The sequence below is a fragment of the Streptacidiphilus sp. P02-A3a genome (assembly GCF_014084105.1).
GTDB lineage: Bacteria > Actinomycetota > Actinomycetes > Streptomycetales > Streptomycetaceae > Streptacidiphilus.
Genome location: NZ_CP048289.1, coordinates 1,318,239 through 1,336,468 on the forward strand (window position 1 = coordinate 1,318,239; position 18,230 = coordinate 1,336,468).

Annotated in this window: 10 protein-coding genes and 3 rRNA genes; 10 read left to right on the forward strand and 3 right to left on the reverse strand. The window is 65.5% G+C overall.

Annotated features, from left to right (window positions below; all coding sequences use genetic code 11):
• Positions 1-37: 37 nt before the first annotated feature.
• Positions 38-1,060 (reverse strand): heavy metal-binding domain-containing protein, encoded by a 1,023-nt coding sequence (locus GXP74_RS06090; protein ID WP_182450386.1) that lies wholly within the window; start codon positions 1,058-1,060, stop codon positions 38-40.
• 511 nt (positions 1,061-1,571) lie between these two features.
• On the opposite strand from GXP74_RS06090, the gene ahcY reads away from it, so the two are divergent.
• From ahcY to rrf, 5 genes are all read left to right on the forward strand, one after another.
• Positions 1,572-3,020, forward strand: a complete 1,449-nt coding sequence (gene ahcY, locus GXP74_RS06095; protein ID WP_182450387.1) for an adenosylhomocysteinase — start codon at positions 1,572-1,574, stop codon at positions 3,018-3,020.
• A gap of 84 nt (positions 3,021-3,104) precedes the next feature.
• Positions 3,105-3,746, forward strand: coding sequence for a hypothetical protein (locus GXP74_RS06100; protein ID WP_182450388.1), 642 nt, complete (start codon positions 3,105-3,107; stop codon positions 3,744-3,746).
• Between the two features lie 501 nt (positions 3,747-4,247).
• Positions 4,248-5,766 (forward strand): 16S ribosomal RNA (locus tag GXP74_RS06105).
• Positions 5,767-6,070: 304 nt separating this feature from the next.
• Positions 6,071-9,192, forward strand: a 23S ribosomal RNA gene (locus GXP74_RS06110).
• Positions 9,193-9,273: 81 nt separating this feature from the next.
• Positions 9,274-9,390: ribosomal RNA gene (rrf, locus tag GXP74_RS06115) — 5S ribosomal RNA — on the forward strand.
• Together the 16S, 23S and 5S rRNA genes form the textbook arrangement of a ribosomal RNA operon.
• A 186-nt stretch (positions 9,391-9,576) precedes the next feature.
• Here rrf and GXP74_RS06120 read toward each other — a convergent pair.
• Positions 9,577-10,389 carry a hypothetical protein gene (locus tag GXP74_RS06120; RefSeq protein WP_182450389.1) on the reverse strand — a complete coding sequence of 271 codons (813 nt, stop codon included), beginning with the start codon at positions 10,387-10,389 and terminating at the stop codon, positions 9,577-9,579.
• A gap of 654 nt (positions 10,390-11,043) precedes the next feature.
• Here GXP74_RS06120 and mtrA point away from each other — a divergent pair.
• The 3 genes from mtrA (at position 11,044) to GXP74_RS06135 (ending at position 15,620) form a co-directional block, all read left to right on the forward strand.
• Positions 11,044-11,721: an MtrAB system response regulator MtrA gene (gene mtrA, locus GXP74_RS06125; protein WP_182441796.1), complete on the forward strand. Its 678-nt coding sequence runs from the start codon at positions 11,044-11,046 to the stop codon at positions 11,719-11,721.
• A 76-nt stretch (positions 11,722-11,797) separates the two neighbouring features.
• Positions 11,798-13,765, forward strand: a complete 1,968-nt coding sequence (gene mtrB / locus GXP74_RS06130; RefSeq protein ID WP_225447742.1) for an MtrAB system histidine kinase MtrB — start codon at positions 11,798-11,800, stop codon at positions 13,763-13,765.
• Positions 13,740-15,620 carry an LpqB family beta-propeller domain-containing protein gene (locus GXP74_RS06135; RefSeq protein WP_182450391.1) on the forward strand — a complete coding sequence of 627 codons (1,881 nt, stop codon included), beginning with the start codon at positions 13,740-13,742 and terminating at the stop codon, positions 15,618-15,620. The genes mtrB and GXP74_RS06135 overlap by 26 nt, the downstream gene beginning before the upstream one ends.
• Here GXP74_RS06135 and GXP74_RS06140 read toward each other — a convergent pair.
• The gene (locus tag GXP74_RS06140; protein ID WP_225447743.1) at positions 15,608-16,330 is read right to left on the reverse strand and encodes a ComF family protein; all 723 of its coding nucleotides are present in this window, start codon (positions 16,328-16,330) and stop codon (positions 15,608-15,610) included. The two genes, GXP74_RS06135 and GXP74_RS06140, sit on opposite strands and share 13 nt — an antisense overlap.
• A gap of 364 nt (positions 16,331-16,694) precedes the next feature.
• On the opposite strand from GXP74_RS06140, the gene hpf reads away from it, so the two are divergent.
• Together hpf and GXP74_RS06150 are read left to right on the forward strand one after the other, a co-directional pair.
• The gene (gene hpf, locus GXP74_RS06145) at positions 16,695-17,318 is read left to right on the forward strand and encodes a ribosome hibernation-promoting factor, HPF/YfiA family (protein WP_182450392.1); all 624 of its coding nucleotides are present in this window, start codon (positions 16,695-16,697) and stop codon (positions 17,316-17,318) included.
• A gap of 183 nt (positions 17,319-17,501) precedes the next feature.
• Positions 17,502-18,227 (forward strand): response regulator transcription factor, encoded by a 726-nt coding sequence (locus GXP74_RS06150; RefSeq protein WP_182450393.1) that lies wholly within the window; start codon positions 17,502-17,504, stop codon positions 18,225-18,227.
• Positions 18,228-18,230 lie beyond the last annotated feature (3 nt).

Below are 18,230 nucleotides of genomic sequence, written 5' to 3' on the forward strand. Positions count from 1 at the left end.
ATCCCTCCGGTTCGCTCGGCGAACCGGCCAAACCTGCTCACACCTGGCCGTTCAGTTCGTTCAACTCCTGGGCGAGCCGACGGTATTCGCCGGCGTCCCCGTACGGGCTGGCAGCCACCGCGGCCAGGCGTCTGCGCAGCAGGTCACCCCGGTCGCCCAGCGGCATCACCGAGAGCGTCCTGGGCGCGGCCACGCCGGTCTTGAAGCGGGCGATGGTGGTCGCGACCATCGTGGACTCGGCCACGTGGTCCTCGCCCTCGCTGTTGCGGTTGCGGCTCCTGATGCAGCCCTCGCCCCAGACCCGCAGGGCACTGCTGGCCATGATGATCCCGTCGCCGCCGTGCCGTGCCCCCTGCAGCTGCAACTGCCGCCGGGCATCGGCGCGGACGCCGTGCACAAGCTCGCTCCACCCTTTGACCTCGACGTTCTGCCAGGAATAGGTCTGCGACTGGGTCCGGTAGTCGTCGTGACGCACCCCGATCGACATGCCCACCAGCAGTTCCACCGGGACCCAGCCCGAGGACAGCAGCTTGGCGAACCCCTGGCCGTCCAGATGTGAGGTGAACGGACGCCGGGGGCGGTGCGGACCCCGGGCCCGGACCGCTGTCCCGATGACCTTGAACTCCAGGCAGTTGGGCTGAGCCGCGAACGGCGCCATGGTCAGCTGGGCGGACACCACGCCGTCGCCGCCGAGGGCCTGGCATTCGGCGACCATCCGATCGAGGGCGGTGCGCCGCGCCTTCTCGAACACCGCGACCAGTCCGGCCGAGGGCGCTCCCTGGCCCGACAACGCGATCGGCGCGTTCCCGAGGTTGCCGTAACTGAAGCCGAACCCGGCGCCCTGGAACAGGCAGTCGTGGTAGCCCCAGTACGCTCCACTGCGGCCGACGTGGAAGACGGCGGAGCCCATGACCTGCCCCACCGGTTCGAAGCCGACCCCACGGATCGCGGCGAACTCGCCCGTGGACAGGGCGGAGGTCCACGTTCCACTGCCCTTGATTTCGGCCATCCGCTCGGCGGCGGCCGGTGGCAACCCGACCCCGCTCCATGGCACCGACATACAGTCTCCTGATCTCGTCCCGCGGACCGGTTGAGGTGCGCCGCGTCGAACCCTAGAGCGAGGATCCGACCGCGCACACCGGGAATGTACGCCTGTGTTCCAGAACCATGACACAGGCCCCGCACTGCGGATGTCGAGTCGTACAGCACCTTTACGAGTGGCTGGTCTCCGACCGCTTCTCGGGTACGGACGTGGCCCAGCCGTGTAGATTCGTATCCAGAACCAGACGTCGCTGCTGATGGCGGTCGGTGGATTCGGGCGGACTCCTCGCTCATGGGCGAGGACCACCTGATCAGCCGAGGGAGAGAGGGCCTCCGACGCACTGGGCCGGAACAGGTATGACAGTCGCGGGACGCGGTCGGGTAGGACCGAGCCGTCCCGGTCGCGCGGGCAAGGTCCCGCACGCTCTCGCACCCGCCGTGGCGGCGGGTGCTGATTGACGTACCCGATCGGCCCTGCCACTGCCCGCGCCGGATGCCACCGGCGAACAGACAGCGACGGAAGAAGAAAGATGTCTACTGCTCCCTCCGGTGACTTCAAGGTCGCCGACCTCAACCTTGCCGCGTTCGGCCGCAAGGAGATCCAGCTGGCCGAGCACGAGATGCCCGGCCTGATGTCCATCCGCAAGGAGTACGCGGCCAGCCAGCCGCTCGCGGGTGCGCGGATCACCGGTTCGCTGCACATGACCATCCAGACGGCCGTGCTGATCGAGACCCTGGTCGCCCTCGGCGCCGACGTCCGCTGGTGTTCCTGCAACATCTTCTCCACCCAGGACCACGCCGCCGCCGCCATCGCGGTCGGTCCCGAGGGCACGCCGGAGAACCCCCAGGGCGTTCCGGTCTTCGCCTGGAAGGGCGAGACGCTCACCGAGTACTGGTGGTGCACGGAGCAGGCCCTGACCTGGCCCGGCGAGGTCGGCCCGAACATGATCCTCGACGACGGTGGCGACGCCACGATGCTCATCCACAAGGGCGTCGAGTTCGAGAAGGCCGGCGCCGCGCCGGACCCCTCCACCGCCGACAACGAGGAGTTCCGGGTCGTCCTGGAGCTCCTCAACCGCACCCTCACCGAGTCGCCCCGCAAGTGGACCGAGGCCGCCGCCGCGGTGAGGGGCGTCACCGAGGAGACCACCACCGGCGTGCACCGGCTCTACGAGATGCACCGCGACGGCAAGCTGCTGTTCCCGGCGATCAACGTCAACGACGCGGTCACCAAGTCCAAGTTCGACAACAAGTACGGCTGCCGCCACTCGCTGATCGATGGCATCAACCGCGCCACCGACGTCCTGATCGGCGGCAAGGTCGCGGTCGTCTGCGGCTACGGCGACGTCGGCAAGGGCTGCGCCGAGTCGCTGCGCGGCCAGGGCGCCCGAGTCATCGTCACCGAGGTCGACCCGATCTGCGCCCTGCAGGCGGCCATGGACGGCTACCAGGTCACCACCCTGGAGGACGTCGTCGGTATCGCCGACATCTTCATCACCACCACCGGCAACAAGGACATCATCCTTGCCCGCCACATGGAGCAGATGAAGCACCAGGCCATCGTCGGCAACATCGGCCACTTCGACAACGAGATCGACATCGCCGGGCTGGCCAAGCTTTCCGGGATCGTCAAGACCGAGGTCAAGCCGCAGGTCCACGAGTGGCGCTTCGCGGACGGCCACACCATCATCCTGCTGTCCGAGGGCCGTCTGCTGAACCTCGGCAACGCGACCGGTCACCCCTCGTTCGTGATGTCCAACTCCTTCGCGAACCAGACGATCGCCCAGATCGAGCTCTTCACCAAGACCGAGGAGTACCCGGTCGACGTCTACGTGCTGCCCAAGCACCTGGACGAGAAGGTCGCCCGCCTGCACCTGGACGCCCTGGGCGTGAAGCTCACCGTCCTCTCCGAGGAGCAGGCCGCCTACATCGGCGTGCCGGTCGAGGGCCCCTACAAGCCGGACCAGTACCGCTACTGATCCGGTCCAGCAGCACAGCACGTCTTCGAGTGGCCGACGCCTGCGGGCGTCGGCCACTCGGCCATCCGGACACAGGGACGCACCATGCCCAGCGGGCGCTACTCCTTCTACGACACCCATGACGACACCCCTCTCGGTGAAGAACGCTTCAGTTGTGCGCCGGGCCCGTCGGGGTGGCGCTACACCGCGCAGACCTTCGCGACCGACGGCAGCCCCGACGGCTCCGTCGACCTCACTCTTGACTCCCGAAGCCGACCGCTGCGTCTCGAACTGCGCCACGCCGGCTGGCAGGTCCGCGGCGGCACGCTCGACGGCCTCACCTGGGTCCGCTCGCACAGCGCCGACACCGACGGCACGCGCACGCGCGAGGGCAGCGACCGGGCCCACGCCTTCTCCGGCCGTTCGCCGGCCTTCCTCATCGCGACCGCCCGACTGCTGCGGCTCCGCCCTGGCGGCAGCGCCCGCCTGCGAGTCGTCGCCCTGACCGATCCGGTGCTCGCCCCGCGCACCCTGGACCAGGGCTGGACCCTCGAAGCGATCGAATCACACCCCACTGACAGCGGACCGCTGGACGTCGAGCGCTACCGCGTCGCCGACCTGGCCACAGGTGAGGAGGGAGTGGTTCACCTGGCCGGTGACGTGGTGCTCGCGGCCCCAGGAGTCGAACTGGAGCAGTTGGAGACGCCGCCGAGCAAAACCGTTGACGAGGGTGGGGAGCCCGGGTAGGTTCGAGCGGTTGCCCGGATTGGACAGTCAGCGAGGTCCGGAGTAGTCTCGAACACCTCGCGCTTCAAGAGGCATCGAAATTCAGCACGCATCAGGGCAGAAATGCCGGATGAATGCTGTCCCGAAGCTGAAGGAGCGTGCACCGCGAAAGCGGTCCGGAAAGCCTGATAAGGTCCTCCGGAAGGGCAGCGGAAGTTGCCTTCGACCTAAGGTTTGAAACGAAAAGCTCCGGTTCGCCGGGGGATTCGGATCTGCTAAGGTTTAGAACGAAGAACGAAGCGCCTGGAGAGACCGGTGAAAGGGTCTTGAAGGAAGCGTCCGTTCCTTGAGAACTCAACAGCGTGCCAAAAGTCAACGCCAGATATGTTGATACCCCGTCCGTTGATCGGACGAGGTTCCTTTGATGCACAAAACACTAGCGAGGACGCAGTGCACGGGATCGGCTATTCCGCCGGTTGCTGTGCCGCTCAACGCGTGTGGTGACCCGATTACGGGTAATCATTCACGGAGAGTTTGATCCTGGCTCAGGACGAACGCTGGCGGCGTGCTTAACACATGCAAGTCGAACGGTGAAGCCCTTCGGGGTGGATCAGTGGCGAACGGGTGAGTAACACGTGGGCAATCTGCCCCAGATTCTGGGACAACACCGGGAAACCGGTGCTAATACCGGATACGACGCATCTCCGCATGGGGTGTGCGTGGAAAGCTCCGGCGATCTGGGATGAGCCCGCGGCCTATCAGCTTGTTGGTGGGGTAATGGCCTACCAAGGCGACGACGGGTAGCCGGCCTGAGAGGGCGACCGGCCACACTGGGACTGAGACACGGCCCAGACTCCTACGGGAGGCAGCAGTGGGGAATATTGCACAATGGGCGAAAGCCTGATGCAGCGACGCCGCGTGAGGGATGACGGCCTTCGGGTTGTAAACCTCTTTCAGCAGGGAAGAAGCGCAAGTGACGGTACCTGCAGAAGAAGCACCGGCTAACTACGTGCCAGCAGCCGCGGTAATACGTAGGGTGCGAGCGTTGTCCGGAATTATTGGGCGTAAAGAGCTCGTAGGCGGCTTGTCGCGTCGGATGTGAAAGCCCGGGGCTTAACTCCGGGTCTGCATTCGATACGGGCAGGCTAGAGTGTGGTAGGGGAGATCGGAATTCCTGGTGTAGCGGTGAAATGCGCAGATATCAGGAGGAACACCGGTGGCGAAGGCGGATCTCTGGGCCATTACTGACGCTGAGGAGCGAAAGCGTGGGGAGCGAACAGGATTAGATACCCTGGTAGTCCACGCCGTAAACGTTGGGAACTAGGTGTGGGTCACATTCCACGTGGTCCGCGCCGCAGCTAACGCATTAAGTTCCCCGCCTGGGGAGTACGGCCGCAAGGCTAAAACTCAAAGGAATTGACGGGGGCCCGCACAAGCAGCGGAGCATGTGGCTTAATTCGACGCAACGCGAAGAACCTTACCAAGGCTTGACATATACCGGAAACGGCCAGAGATGGTCGCCCCCTTGTGGTCGGTATACAGGTGGTGCATGGTTGTCGTCAGCTCGTGTCGTGAGATGTTGGGTTAAGTCCCGCAACGAGCGCAACCCTCGTTCTGTGTTGCCAGCGGGTTATGCCGGGGACTCACAGGAGACTGCCGGGGTCAACTCGGAGGAAGGTGGGGACGACGTCAAATCATCATGCCCCTTATGTCTTGGGCTGCACACGTGCTACAATGGCCGGTACAATGAGCTGCGATACCGCGAGGTGGAGCGAATCTCAAAAAGCCGGTCTCAGTTCGGATTGGGGTCTGCAACTCGACCCCATGAAGTCGGAGTTGCTAGTAATCGCAGATCAGCATTGCTGCGGTGAATACGTTCCCGGGCCTTGTACACACCGCCCGTCACGTCACGAAAGTCGGTAACACCCGAAGCCGGTGGCCTAACCCGTAAGGGAAGGAGCTGTCGAAGGTGGGACCAGCGATTGGGACGAAGTCGTAACAAGGTAGCCGTACCGGAAGGTGCGGCTGGATCACCTCCTTTCTAAGGAGCACTTCTGCCGCTTCGGCGGCCAGAGGGCCATGACGTCAGCGAATGTCTGACGGTGGTTCGCTCATGGGTGGAACGTTGACTATTCGGCACGATCAGTTGGTCATGGTTAGTACTGCGCTTCGGCGCGTGGAACGCGGTGGTTGGTTGGTTGTGTCGGGCACGTTGTTGGGTCCTGAGGGCGCGGCCGTATGGCTGGTCTTCAGACGCCGACCCCAGTGAACTTCACGCTTCGTGTGTGGGGGTGATGGGTGGTTGGTCGTTGCTTGAGAACTGCACAGTGGACGCGAGCATCTGTGGCCAAGTTTTTAAGGGCGCACGGTGGATGCCTTGGCACTAGGAACCGATGAAGGACGTGGGAGGCCGCGATAGGCCCCGGGGAGCTGTCAACCGAGCTTTGATCCGGGGGTGTCCGAATGGGGAAACCCGGCAGTCGTCATGGGCTGTCACCCGCTGCTGAACACATAGGCAGTGTGGAGGGAACGCGGGGAAGTGAAACATCTCAGTACCCGCAGGAAGAGAAAACAACCGTGATTCCGAGAGTAGTGGCGAGCGAAATCGGATGAGGCTAAACCGTTGTGGTGTGATACCCGGCAGGGGTTGCCACTTCGGGGTCGTGGGATTGTACTTCAGTCGTCTGCCGGCGGCTGGGCGAGTCAGAAACCGTATGGGTAGTCGAAGGACATGCGAAAGGTCCGGCGTAGAGGGTAAGACCCCCGTAGACGAAATCTGTACGGCTTGCTTGTACAACTCCCAAGTAGCACGGAGCCCGAGAAATTCCGTGTGAATCTGGCGGGACCACCCGCTAAGCCTAAATATTCCCTAGTGACCGATAGCGGACAGTACCGTGAGGGAATGGTGAAAAGTACCGCGGGAGCGGAGTGAAATAGTACCTGAAACCGTGTGCCTACAAGCCGTGGGAGCGTCGCAGTGTGTGCTTGCACATGTTGTCGTGACTGCGTGCCTTTTGAAGAATGAGCCTGCGAGTTTGCGGTGTGTTGCGAGGTTAACCCGTGTGGGGTAGCCGTAGCGAAAGCGAGTCCGAATAGGGCGGTTGAGTAGCGCGCCCAAGACCCGAAGCGGAGTGATCTAGCCATGGGCAGGTTGAAGCGCGGGTAAGACCGTGTGGAGGACCGAACCCACCAGGGTTGAAAACCTGGGGGATGACCTGTGGTTAGGGGTGAAAGGCCAATCAAACTCCGTGATAGCTGGTTCTCCCCGAAATGCATTTAGGTGCAGCGTCGTGTGTTTCTTGCCGGAGGTAGAGCACTGGATAGGCGATGGGCCCCACCGGGTTACTGACCTTAGCCAAACTCCGAATGCCGGTAAGTGAGAGCGCGGCAGTGAGACTGTGGGGGATAAGCTCCATGGTCGAGAGGGAAACAGCCCAGAACACCGGCTAAGGCCCCTAAGCGTGTGCTAAGTGGGAAAGGATGTGGAGTCGCAGAGACAACCAGGAGGTTGGCTTAGAAGCAGCCACCCTTTAAAGAGTGCGTAATAGCTCACTGGTCAAGTGATTCCGCGCCGACAATGTAGCGGGGCTCAAGTACACCGCCGAAGCCGTGTCATTGCAGCTTAACTCCTAACGGGGGCTGTGATGGGTAGGGGAGCGTCGTGTGCCGGGTGAAGCGGCGGCGGAAGCCAGTCGTGGACGGTATACGAGTGAGAATGCAGGCATGAGTAGCGATACAAGAGTGGGAAACTCTTGCGCCGATTGACCAAGGGTTCCTGGGTCAAGCTGATCTGCCCAGGGTAAGTCGGGACCTAAGGCGAGGCCGACAGGCGTAGTCGATGGACAACGGGTTGATATTCCCGTACCCGCTTTGAAGCGCCAACGTCGAACCTCTGGATGCTAAGGCCGTGAAGCCGTCTCGGATCCTTCGGGTGAAGAGGAGTGGTGGAGCCGCTGATCCAACAGGGTAGTAGGTGAGCGATGGGGTGACGCAGGAAGGTAGTCCAGCCCGGGCGGTGGTTGTCCCGGGGTAAGGGTGTAGGGCGTGAGGTAGGCAAATCCGCCTCACATATAGTCTGAGACCTGATGCCGAGCCGATTGTGGTGAAGTGGATGATCCTATGCTGTCGAGAAAAGCCTCTAGCGAGTTTCATGGCGGCCCGTACCCCAAACCGACTCAGGTGGTCAGGTAGAGAATACCGAGGCGTTCGGGTGAACTATGGTTAAGGAACTCGGCAAAATGCCCCCGTAACTTCGGGAGAAGGGGGGCCGGTTGTGGTGATGGGACTTGCTCCTTGAGCTTTGGCCGGCCGCAGAGACCAGCGAGAAGCGACTGTTTACTAAAAACACAGGTCCGTGCGAAGCCGTAAGGCGATGTATACGGACTGACGCCTGCCCGGTGCTGGAACGTTAAGGGGACCGGTTAGCTTGGTTTCGACCAGGCGAAGCTGAGAACTTAAGCGCCAGTAAACGGCGGTGGTAACTATAACCATCCTAAGGTAGCGAAATTCCTTGTCGGGTAAGTTCCGACCTGCACGAATGGCGTAACGACTTCTCGACTGTCTCAACCATAGGCCCGGTGAAATTGCATTACGAGTAAAGATGCTCGTTTCGCGCAGCAGGACGGAAAGACCCCGGGACCTTTACTATAGCTTGATATTGGTGTTCGGTTCGGCTTGTGTAGGATAGGTGGGAGACTTTGAAGCGGCCACGCCAGTGGTTGTGGAGTCGTCGTTGAAATACCACTCTGGTCGTGCTGGATGTCTAACCTGGGTCCGTGATCCGGATCAGGGACAGTGTCTGGTGGGTAGTTTAACTGGGGCGGTTGCCTCCTAAAATGTAACGGAGGCGCCCAAAGGTTCCCTCAGCCTGGTTGGCAATCAGGTGTTGAGTGTAAGTGCACAAGGGAGCTTGACTGTGAGACCGACGGGTCGAGCAGGTGCGAAAGCAGGGACTAGTGATCCGGCGGTGGCTTGTGGAAGCGCCGTCGCTCAACGGATAAAAGGTACCCCGGGGATAACAGGCTGATCTTCCCCAAGAGTCCATATCGACGGGATGGTTTGGCACCTCGATGTCGGCTCGTCGCATCCTGGGGCTGGAGTAGGTCCCAAGGGTTGGGCTGTTCGCCCATTAAAGCGGTACGCGAGCTGGGTTTAGAACGTCGTGAGACAGTTCGGTCCCTATCCGCTGCGCGCGTAGGAGTCTTGAGAAGGGCTGTCCCTAGTACGAGAGGACCGGGACGGACGAACCTCTGGTGTGCCAGTTGTCCTGCCAAGGGCATGGCTGGTTGGCTACGTTCGGGAGGGATAACCGCTGAAAGCATCTAAGCGGGAAGCCTGCTTCGAGATGAGGGCTCCCACCACCTTGAGTGGTTAAGGCTCCCAGTAGACGACTGGGTTGATAGGCCGGATGTGGAAGCCCTGTGAGGGGTGGAGCTGACCGGTACTAATAGGCCGAGGGCTTGTCCATAGTTGCTACGCGTCCACTGTGTTGTTCTGAAGGAACGACCCCCGCTCCGTGAGGAGTGGTGTGCGGTCAACTTCATAGTGTTTCGGTGGTCATAGCGTGAGGGAAACGCCCGGTTACATCCCGAACCCGGAAGCTAAGCCTCATAGCGCCGATGGTACTGCAGGGGGGACCCTGTGGGAGAGTAGGACGCTGCCGAACAACCTTTACTGTAGGCCCCCTGACATCACGTCAGGGGGCCTACAGGCATTTCCGGACCAGCACGGGACGGCAGTATCTGTGCGGTGCGAGGCAGCGGACACGCTCTGGTGCGCTCGCTCGCGGGTGCGCCAAGCCCAGGAGAACCTGGCGCACCCGCTGCCTCATCAAACAGGGGAAGGAAGAGTCTCAGTGGCCGTACTGGGGAATGCCGACCGCAGCGGCCAGTTCGAGGTCAAGTGCCTCGCGACGGATGCGTTGGTCCACGTACAGCAGGGCCGAGAGCGCCGAGGTGATCGGGATGGTCAGGGTCGAACTGAGCACGCCCACAACGGCGGTGAGCAGGAGACCAGCAGTTGACGTGCTGTCACTGTTGTTCATTGCCAGGTCCGCGATGACCGTCGGTGAGAGGAGCAGGCCTGCGGCCATGTCGACCAGCAGGGTGACCACCAACGTCAGCGCGAAGACATGCCACCACGCGCCTCGGACCAGTCGAAGTGAACGACTGATCGCTGAGCGGAGTGTCTGCCGCTCCAGGGCCAACGCCGGCCCGGCGAGGTTGAGCGAAATGTAGAGCCAGAGGACGAGCAGTCCACCGGGAACGGTCAGCAGTGCGAGCGACAGCACTGTTGAATCCGAGGCCCCGGTCAAGTCCGCGGCCACTGCGGGGGCGGCGAAGGCGGCCGCCACGGCCGACAACGCCACGGTCACCACCGCGGCCAGGCCGAGCGAGCGCAGCAGCTGGGGGCGGACCTCTGACCAGGCCTCGCCGAGGGTGGCGCTTCTGCCGAGCACGGCGCGGCTGACGACGGGTGCGATCAGTGCCCCACCCAGTACGGCCGTGAAGACGGTGACCGGCAGCGTGATGGCGACGACCGGGAGCAGGTCCCTCAGCAACTGGACTTCCTGGTGCAGCAGCTGTGCCGGGTCCGAAGCCGAGGCAGAGGGGATCGTGATCGTCGTCGAGTTGTCGAGGCCGAACCGACCGGCGACGGAGATCACTGCCTGGGTGACCAGGGCGACGGCCCCGGAGAGTACGAGTACCACTCGCCAGTACCGGCGGAGTACCGCGTAGGAGGCGCCGATCAGCTCGCCGAAGCGGAGCGGGCGCAGCGCGATGACTCCGGGTTTGGGGACCCAGCCGCCAGACCACTCCCAGCCGGCGACGGGGGCGGTGAAGGTGGCGGATGGGCGCCAGCCACCGCCGGTCGGCTGGGGACGGGTGGCTCGCTGGGTCGCCCGCCCCCGGCGCCCGGGCTGTTCCGGAAGCTCGGGCCTCTTGGTGCCGTGCGGCTCTGTACGGGTTGTGGGAGTGCCGCTGTCCGCGACCGGCGTGAGTGGTGCGGCGGGTTCGGGAGCGGCCGGCTCCAAGGGGCGCCCGCTCGGGGTGTCGGTCATGGCTGGGAGTCCACCTTTTGTGGGTGCCGAAGCGTGGTTCTGTGCGGCCAGATCGCGATCATCGTGTCACGGTGGACCGGCTCTGGAGGCTGTGTGGAGAGTGGGTGCACAGGTGTTCGCCAAGGAGTGGAGGCAGCTGGGATATTTGTCACTTTTGTCGGTAAAGTGCCTGGTCCTCGATGTGGAAACTTGAACGAGTGGCGGATCTCTCTGCCGACTGTGCCTCAGCTCACGTTTCCGCAATGAGACCATGGGGGCATGAAGGGACGCGTCTTGATCGTCGATGACGACACTGCTCTGGCTGAGATGCTTGGCATCGTGCTGCGCGGGGAGGGTTTTGAGCCGTCTTTTGTCGCTGACGGCGACAAGGCTCTGGCCGCCTTCCGCGAGGTGAAGCCCGACCTGGTGTTGCTCGACCTGATGTTGCCGGGCAGGGACGGAATCGACGTTTGTCGTCAGATCCGTGCCGAGTCCGGCGTGCCGATCGTCATGCTCACTGCCAAGACCGACACGGTTGACGTGGTCGTCGGTCTTGAGTCCGGGGCGGACGACTACATGACCAAGCCTTTCAAGCCGAAGGAGCTGGTAGCCCGGGTACGGGCGCGGCTTCGTCGCGCGGAGGAGCCGAGTCCCGAGCAGCTGTCGATCGGCGATCTGGTGATCGACGTGGCAGGACACTCGGTGAAGCGCGACGGGCGGGGCATTCCGCTGACGCCGCTGGAGTTCGATCTCCTGGTGGCGCTGGCCCGCAAGCCCTGGCAGGTGTTCACCCGTGAGGTGCTGCTGGAACAGGTCTGGGGCTATCGGCATGCCGCTGACACGCGGCTGGTGAACGTGCACGTCCAGCGTCTGCGCTCGAAGATCGAGCGGGACCCTGAGCGGCCCGAGATCGTCGTGACCGTTCGCGGCGTGGGCTACAAGGCGGGACCGAGTTGATATGACTAGTCGGACCCCCGCCGCGCCCGAGCCGGACGGCGGGCGGTCGGCTACCAGTGATGCGGACACGGGTGGCATGCGTTCACTTCTGAGGATGATCCAGCGCCGGGTGACCCGGCCGTTTCTGCGGCTGACCGGGCTATACCGCCGGTCCATCCAGCTCCGGGTGGTGGCCACCACGCTGGTGCTCTCGCTCGCGGTGGTGCTGGTGCTCGGCGTCGTGGTGATGAGCGCGGTCCGTAACGGACTGCTCGAAGCCAAGCAGGACGCCGCGAAGATCCAGGCCCAGAGCGGCTTCGCGGTCGCGCAGCGGGCGGCGGCCCAGCAGGACAGCACGTCCGGGCGTACCACCGGCGGTGTGGCGGCGACTGGGAGCGCCCAGTCGAACGCCGACAGTCAGGTGGACATCGGCACCTGGCTGACGCAGCAGGTCAGCCAGCTGGCGAACAGTGGCACCGGTGAGTACGCCTTGGTCGGTATGGTCCCGAGCACTGACGTCTGGGCACAGGCGACCGGAGCCGCGCCGGACGCCAACGGGCCCAGGGAGGTCGGCAACGTCGATCCGACCGCCAGCATCCCCGCCGCCTTCCAGTACCAGGTCGCCGAGCATCCGGGAGCGACCCAGGAGCAGTACACCAGGATCCATGACCTGGACGACGGGAAGACGAGTGCGGGGCTGATCGTCGCCCAGCAGTTGTCCGTGGACGGCCAGTCCTACCAGCTGTACTACCTCTTCCCGTTCACCCTGGAACAGAACACGCTGAACCTGGTCACCAGCACGCTGGCCATGGCCGGGGTGTTCGTGGTGATCCTGCTGGGGGCGATCTCCTGGCTGGTGGTCCGCCAGGTCGTCACACCGGTGCGGATGGCGGCGGAGATCTCCGAGCGCCTGGCCGACGGCCGCCTTGAGGAGCGGATGAAGGTCTCCGGAACGGACGACATCGCGCGCCTCGGCGAGTCCTTCAACCGCATGGGCAGTGCTCTGCAGTCGCAGATCCGCCAGCTGGAGGAGCTCTCCCGGGTCCAGCGGCGCTTTGTCTCCGACGTCTCGCACGAGCTGCGGACCCCGCTGACAACCGTGCGGATGGCCGCCGACCTGCTGTACGAGTCGCGCGAGGACTTCGGCGACCCGGCGGCGGAACGATCCGCCGAACTGCTGCAGAACCAGCTGGACCGCTTTGAGTCGCTCCTCGCGGACCTGCTCGAAATCAGCAGGTTCGACGCGGGGGCGGCCATCCTCGACGCCGAGCCCGCGGACCTGCGGGACGTGGTGGCGCGGGTGATCGAGGGGGCCGAGCCGTTGGCGCGGACCAAGGGCAGTGCGGTGATCGTCCGAGGCGGCGACGAGCCGGTGGTGGCGGAGGTCGATCCGCGCCGGATCGAGCGGGTGCTGCGGAACCTCGTGGTCAACGCGCTGGAGCACGGCGAGGGGCGCGACATCGAGGTGCGTCTGGCCGCGGGGGACGGTGCCGTGGCCATCGCGGTGCGCGACCACGGGATCGGGCTCAAGCCGGGCGAGGCGTCCCGGGTGTTCAACCGGTTCTGGCGGGCCGACCCGGCCCGTGCGCGCACCACCGGCGGGACCGGGCTCGGCCTGTCGATCGCGCTGGAGGACGCCGCGCTGCACGGCGGCTGGCTGCACGCCTGGGGTGAGCCCGGCGGTGGTTCGCAGTTCCGGCTGACCGTCCCGCGCAACGCCGGTGGAGAGGTGCAGCGCTCGCCGATTCCGCTGGAGCCCGAGGACTCCCGCAGCAACCGGGGGCTGGACCTCGCGGGCATGCCCTACCGGAGGTCGGCCCGGCAGGCCGAGGTCATGGCCATGAACGAGTCGCTGGACCCCGGGGCAGCCCTCGGGGTGGGCCTCGGCTCCGGGCTGGGCGGGGTCCTGGGGTACGGTTCCGTGATCCCAGGTGTGTCCGGACGGATGCCGCTTCCGCCGAGCAATCCGGCGGACCTCGGGGTGGCCTCGGGGTACGGAGCCACCGGTGCGCAGGTCGTGGTCTCAAAGGAGGGGCGGGATGAGGGTGCGGCTGCGCAGGAGTAGCGTCCGGGGGCTGTCGGCGCTGGCGCTGGGGATGGTGCTCACGGGGTGCGCGACCATGCCCGACAGCGGAGCGCCGGGCCCGGACTCCGGCAGTCAGGAGACCACCAACCAGGCCAACAACCGGCTGGTGGTGGTCGCCGTCCCGCCCCAGGCGGGGGAGGCCCCGGCGGAGCTGCTGGTCAGTTTCCTGGACGACCTGGTCAGCGATGAGCCGGACTACAGCACTGCCAAGGAGTACCTGGCCGACCCCGGCGCCTGGGATCCCAGCGCGCGGGTGACGGTGCTGGACGAGATACGCCAGAGCCGGACGTCCGGAAGCCTGGCCAGCGGTAAGATCACCTACACGGTTTCGGGAACGGTCGACGCCATGCTCGACGCCGACCAGGACTACGTGCAGGGCAGCAACACCGAGGTCCACGAGCAGTTCAGCTTCGTCAGGAACGCCAAGGGGAACTGGCAGATCACCGGCCTTCCGCCAGGGCTGATCATACGATCGGGGGACTTCCAGCGGCTCTACGAATCGGCGAACCTCTACTTCCCGGCGAACGGCTCGCACAACAGCAACGGTGTGCCGCCGCTGGTGGCCGATCCGATCTGGATGCGCAGCCGCATCGATCCGTTGGAGGACGCGGCGCGAGCACTGGTCAGCGGTTTTCCGGCGCAGCTGGGGTCGGTGGTCACCTCGGCGTTTCCGGCCGGAGTCTCGGTGGGCTCGGTTCTGCCCAATAGCGACGGCACCGCCAAAGTGGTGCTGAACTCCTCGGACAGGACGCTGCTGGACGACCAGAACGCCTGTACCGAGATGGCCGCCCAGATGTACGCCACGCTGAGTTCGGTCCCGGTGCAGCAGGGCGAGCAGAGCAGTCAGCAGGTCTCCTCGGTCGCGCTGTACCAGGGCTCCGACGTCACCCAGAAGTGCTGGGTGGGCGGCAACAGCCCCTATGCCCCGGCGCAGGGGCCGGCTTCGACCGCGTACTTTGTCGACACGTCCGGTCATCTGAAGAGCCTGAACGTGGTGACCGAGCACGTCGCGAGCGTGCCCGGCGTGCTGGAGCCCGCGAGTGCGGCCGGGATCAGCGCCTTCGCGGTCGCTCCTGGGAACGGTGGCCAGGTGGCGGTGATTCCGCATGACGGCCAGGACCTCTATGTGGGCACGCTGGCGGGTTCGGCGAGTTCGCAGCACTCCGCGCTGCACGGAAAGGCGCTCAGCAGTCCGAGCTGGGACGGGACCGGGACGTTGTGGGTGGTCGACAGCGATCCCACGGCGCCGTCGCAGGTGATGGCTCTGACGGCGGACGGCACCCATCGGGTCCCGGTCACCGTGGAGGGCCTGCCCCCGGGCGGCTCGGTGGAGGGACTGCGGGTCTCCCAGGACGGCGCCAGGATCGCGCTGATCATCGGTGAGGGCAACCAGAGCACGGTGGCCGTGGGCTGGGTGGAACGCTCTGGCCCGGCCGCCTCGCCGACCCTGACGGTTATCGGGCTGCGCTACATCGCGCTCTCCAAACTGACCAGTGTGCAGGCGGTGTCCTGGGCGGACGACGACAGTGTGATCGTGCTGGGGCAGTCGACCACGTCGGCCAAGGCGCTCTCGACCTGGGAGATGGACGGCTCGTCGGTGCTGATACCCGCCCCCGCCGCGCCGCAGGCGACCAGCGGGATGACCTCGGTGTCGGCGCTGGAGGCGGATCCCGACCCGGTCAAGGAACCTCTGATCGGCGACTCCTACGACGATCCGACCGACTCGGGCAAGGTCTACGTCTGGGGGACCGGCACCAACCCGACCTGGAAGAAACTACAGGTCCAAGGGCAGACCACCGGCTCCGGCGGTCCGATGCCGAGCTATCCCGGCTGAGCGGCGGAGCGCTTGACGGTGGCGGCCACCACGGCCGCCACCAGGACGTCCGCGCCCGCCTCGGACAGGGCTCGGGCGCCCTCGGCCAAGGTCGCGCCGGTGGTCACCAGGTCGTCCACCAGGATGATCCGGCCGTGGCCGAGGTGCCTATGTCGATGGGGCGGCACCGACAGGGCGCCGCGGAGGTTGCGCAGCCGGTCGGCGGCGCCCAGCCCGGCCTGGTCGGCCACCCGCCGGGACTGGCGCAGCGCGGGCAGCAGCCGGGACGGCACGCCCGCACCGCGCAGCCCGGCCGCCGCCGCGCGAGCGAGCCGCAGGGTGGGGTCGTGACCGCGGGCGCGCACGGTCGCGCGGGCCGAGGGGATGGGGACGAGCAGGAGTGGCAGGGCGCGACTGGCGGCGTCGGGTGGGACGGCGCAGCGCACCGTTGCCGCCAGAGCGGTGCCGAGTGGTCGGGCCAGCCGCAGTGCTCCGCGTTCCTTGTGGGCGAGCAGGATCTGCCGGACCGCGCCCGCATAGGGGGTGGCCGCGAAGACCTCGGGGAGCTCGGCTGGAGCTGCCGAGGGGCGCGCGGGTGCTGGTTGCGCGCCCTCAAGCAGGCCGCGGCAGTCGGGGCAGAGCTGGGCGTGCGGTTGTTCGCAGCCCACGCAGTGAGCGGGAACAAGCAGGTCCAGGGCGGTGTCGAGCATCCGTACGGGCTTGCTGGTCATGGTGGCCTCCTCCGGTCGGGCAGAGCGGCGGACCAAGCGTGGTGCCTCGGCGGGCGGCGGCGCCGGGATTTTGCTGCGAGTTCACTCAAAAGGGGGTAGGACTGACGTGAGGGCTGTACAGGCTCCTGGGTCGCCGGGATTTTGGGAGGCCAGGACGTACGGCTGCCTCACGTGTCGCTTTCCTCCCTGTCGCTGACGGGCGGAACCCCTGGAACCGTTGTTTCATGGGGTTTCAATCACTTCCAGCGGGGAGGAGGTGGTGTGAGGGGCGGCCCACCCACCCCAGGCGGGTGGTGCTGCGTACTCGATGGGCTGCGCGGACCTGCGAGTCCGCCGGCGACAGCGCAAAGGATCGGAGATCTGCGTGGACATCGTCGTGAAGGGTCGGAAGACCGAGGTGCCCGAGCGGTTCCGCAAGCACGTCGCCGAGAAGCTGGACCACGTCCAGAAGCTCGACGGCAAGGTCATCAGCCTCGATGTGGAGCTCTCCAAGGAGCGCAACCCGCGTCAGGCCGAGCGGTCCGAGCGGGTGGAGATCACGCTTCACAGCAGGGGTCCGGTGATCCGGGCCGAGGCATGCGCCCCCGACCCGTACGCGGCGCTGGACCTGGCCTCGGCCAAGCTTGACGCGCAGTTGCGCAAGGTGGCGGACCGCCGCCGGGTGCAGAAGGGCCCGCGCTCTCCGCAGAGTGTCGCCGAGGCGACCGCCGCACTGGCGGATCTGCCCCCGGTGACCGTCGACCTGGAGCCCTCCGGGGTCAGGCGGACGAGGATCGGATCACTGGAGATCGAGGGCGACGGCCCGCTGATCGTCCGCGAGAAGACCCACGCCGCCGTCCCGATGGCGCTCGACCAGGCGTTCTACGAGATGGAGCTGGTGGGGCACGACTTCTACCTCTTCATGGACAGCGACACCGGCCAGCCGAGCGTGGTCTATCGGCGGCACGGATACGACTACGGCGTGATCCACCTCAAGCTGGAGGAGTAGCCCCGACCGGTCCGGGCCGAGGCCCGGCGGTGGGTTCCAGGGGTGCGGCGCGGCGCGTCGCACCCCTGGTGCGTGCCTGTCGGACACACCCGAGAGTGAATTCGTGAAGGTTGGTTGATCGCGGGGCTCGCGGAGCGTGGAATCATATGCGGCAAGAGCCGACCAGCCGAGGGGGAGGACCGGATGGGGGAGCGATGGGGCCACCGGAGCGATGACGACCTGGACGCCGGGCGTCCTCGGTACGCTGTCGAGCCGATCAGGGTCCTGGTGGTGGACGACCACGCGCTGTTCCGTCGCGGACTGGAGATCGTCCTCGCGCAGGAGGAGGACATCCAGGTCGTGGGCGAGGCCGGAGACGGCGCCGAGGCCGTGGAGAAGGCGGTCGACCTGCTGCCCGACATCATCCTGATGGATGTGCGGATGCCCCGGCGCAGCGGGATCGAGGCGTGCACCTCGATCAAGGAGGTAGCGCCCAGCACGAAGATCATCATGCTGACGATCAGCGACGAGGAAGCCGACCTCTACGAGGCGATCAAGGCGGGAGCCACCGGCTACCTGCTGAAGGAGATCTCCACGGACGAGGTGGCAACCGCCATCCGGGCGGTTGCCGACGGTCAGTCGCAGATCAGCCCGTCGATGGCGGCCAAGCTGCTGACCGAGTTCAAGTCGATGATCCAGCAGCGCTCGGACGAGCGCATGCTGCCCGCGCCCCGGCTCACCGACCGGGAGCTGGAGGTGCTCAAGCTGGTGGCCACCGGGCTGAACAACCGGGACATCGCCAAGCAGCTGTTCATCAGTGAGAACACCGTGAAGAACCACGTCCGGAACATCCTGGAGAAGCTTCAGCTGCACTCCAGGATGGAGGCCGTGGTCTACGCGATGCGGGAGAAGATCCTCGAAATAGGGTGAGGC

What these genes read in the sequence shown, in the direction of transcription:
- GXP74_RS06090 (WP_182450386.1), bottom strand. Translation starts at nt 1,060, where the DNA reads ATGTCGGTGCCATGGAGCGGGGTCGGGTTGCCACCGGCCGCCGCCGAG.
- ahcY (WP_182450387.1), top strand. Translation starts at nt 1,572, where the DNA reads ATGTCTACTGCTCCCTCCGGTGACTTCAAGGTCGCCGACCTCAACCTT.
- GXP74_RS06100 (WP_182450388.1), top strand. Translation starts at nt 3,105, where the DNA reads ATGCCCAGCGGGCGCTACTCCTTCTACGACACCCATGACGACACCCCT.
- mtrA (WP_182441796.1), top strand. Translation starts at nt 11,044, where the DNA reads ATGAAGGGACGCGTCTTGATCGTCGATGACGACACTGCTCTGGCTGAG.
- mtrB (WP_225447742.1), top strand. Translation starts at nt 11,798, where the DNA reads ATGCGTTCACTTCTGAGGATGATCCAGCGCCGGGTGACCCGGCCGTTT.
- GXP74_RS06135 (WP_182450391.1), top strand. Translation starts at nt 13,740, where the DNA reads ATGAGGGTGCGGCTGCGCAGGAGTAGCGTCCGGGGGCTGTCGGCGCTG.
- GXP74_RS06140 (WP_225447743.1), bottom strand. Translation starts at nt 16,330, where the DNA reads ATGACCAGCAAGCCCGTACGGATGCTCGACACCGCCCTGGACCTGCTT.
- GXP74_RS06150 (WP_182450393.1), top strand. Translation starts at nt 17,502, where the DNA reads ATGGGGGAGCGATGGGGCCACCGGAGCGATGACGACCTGGACGCCGGG.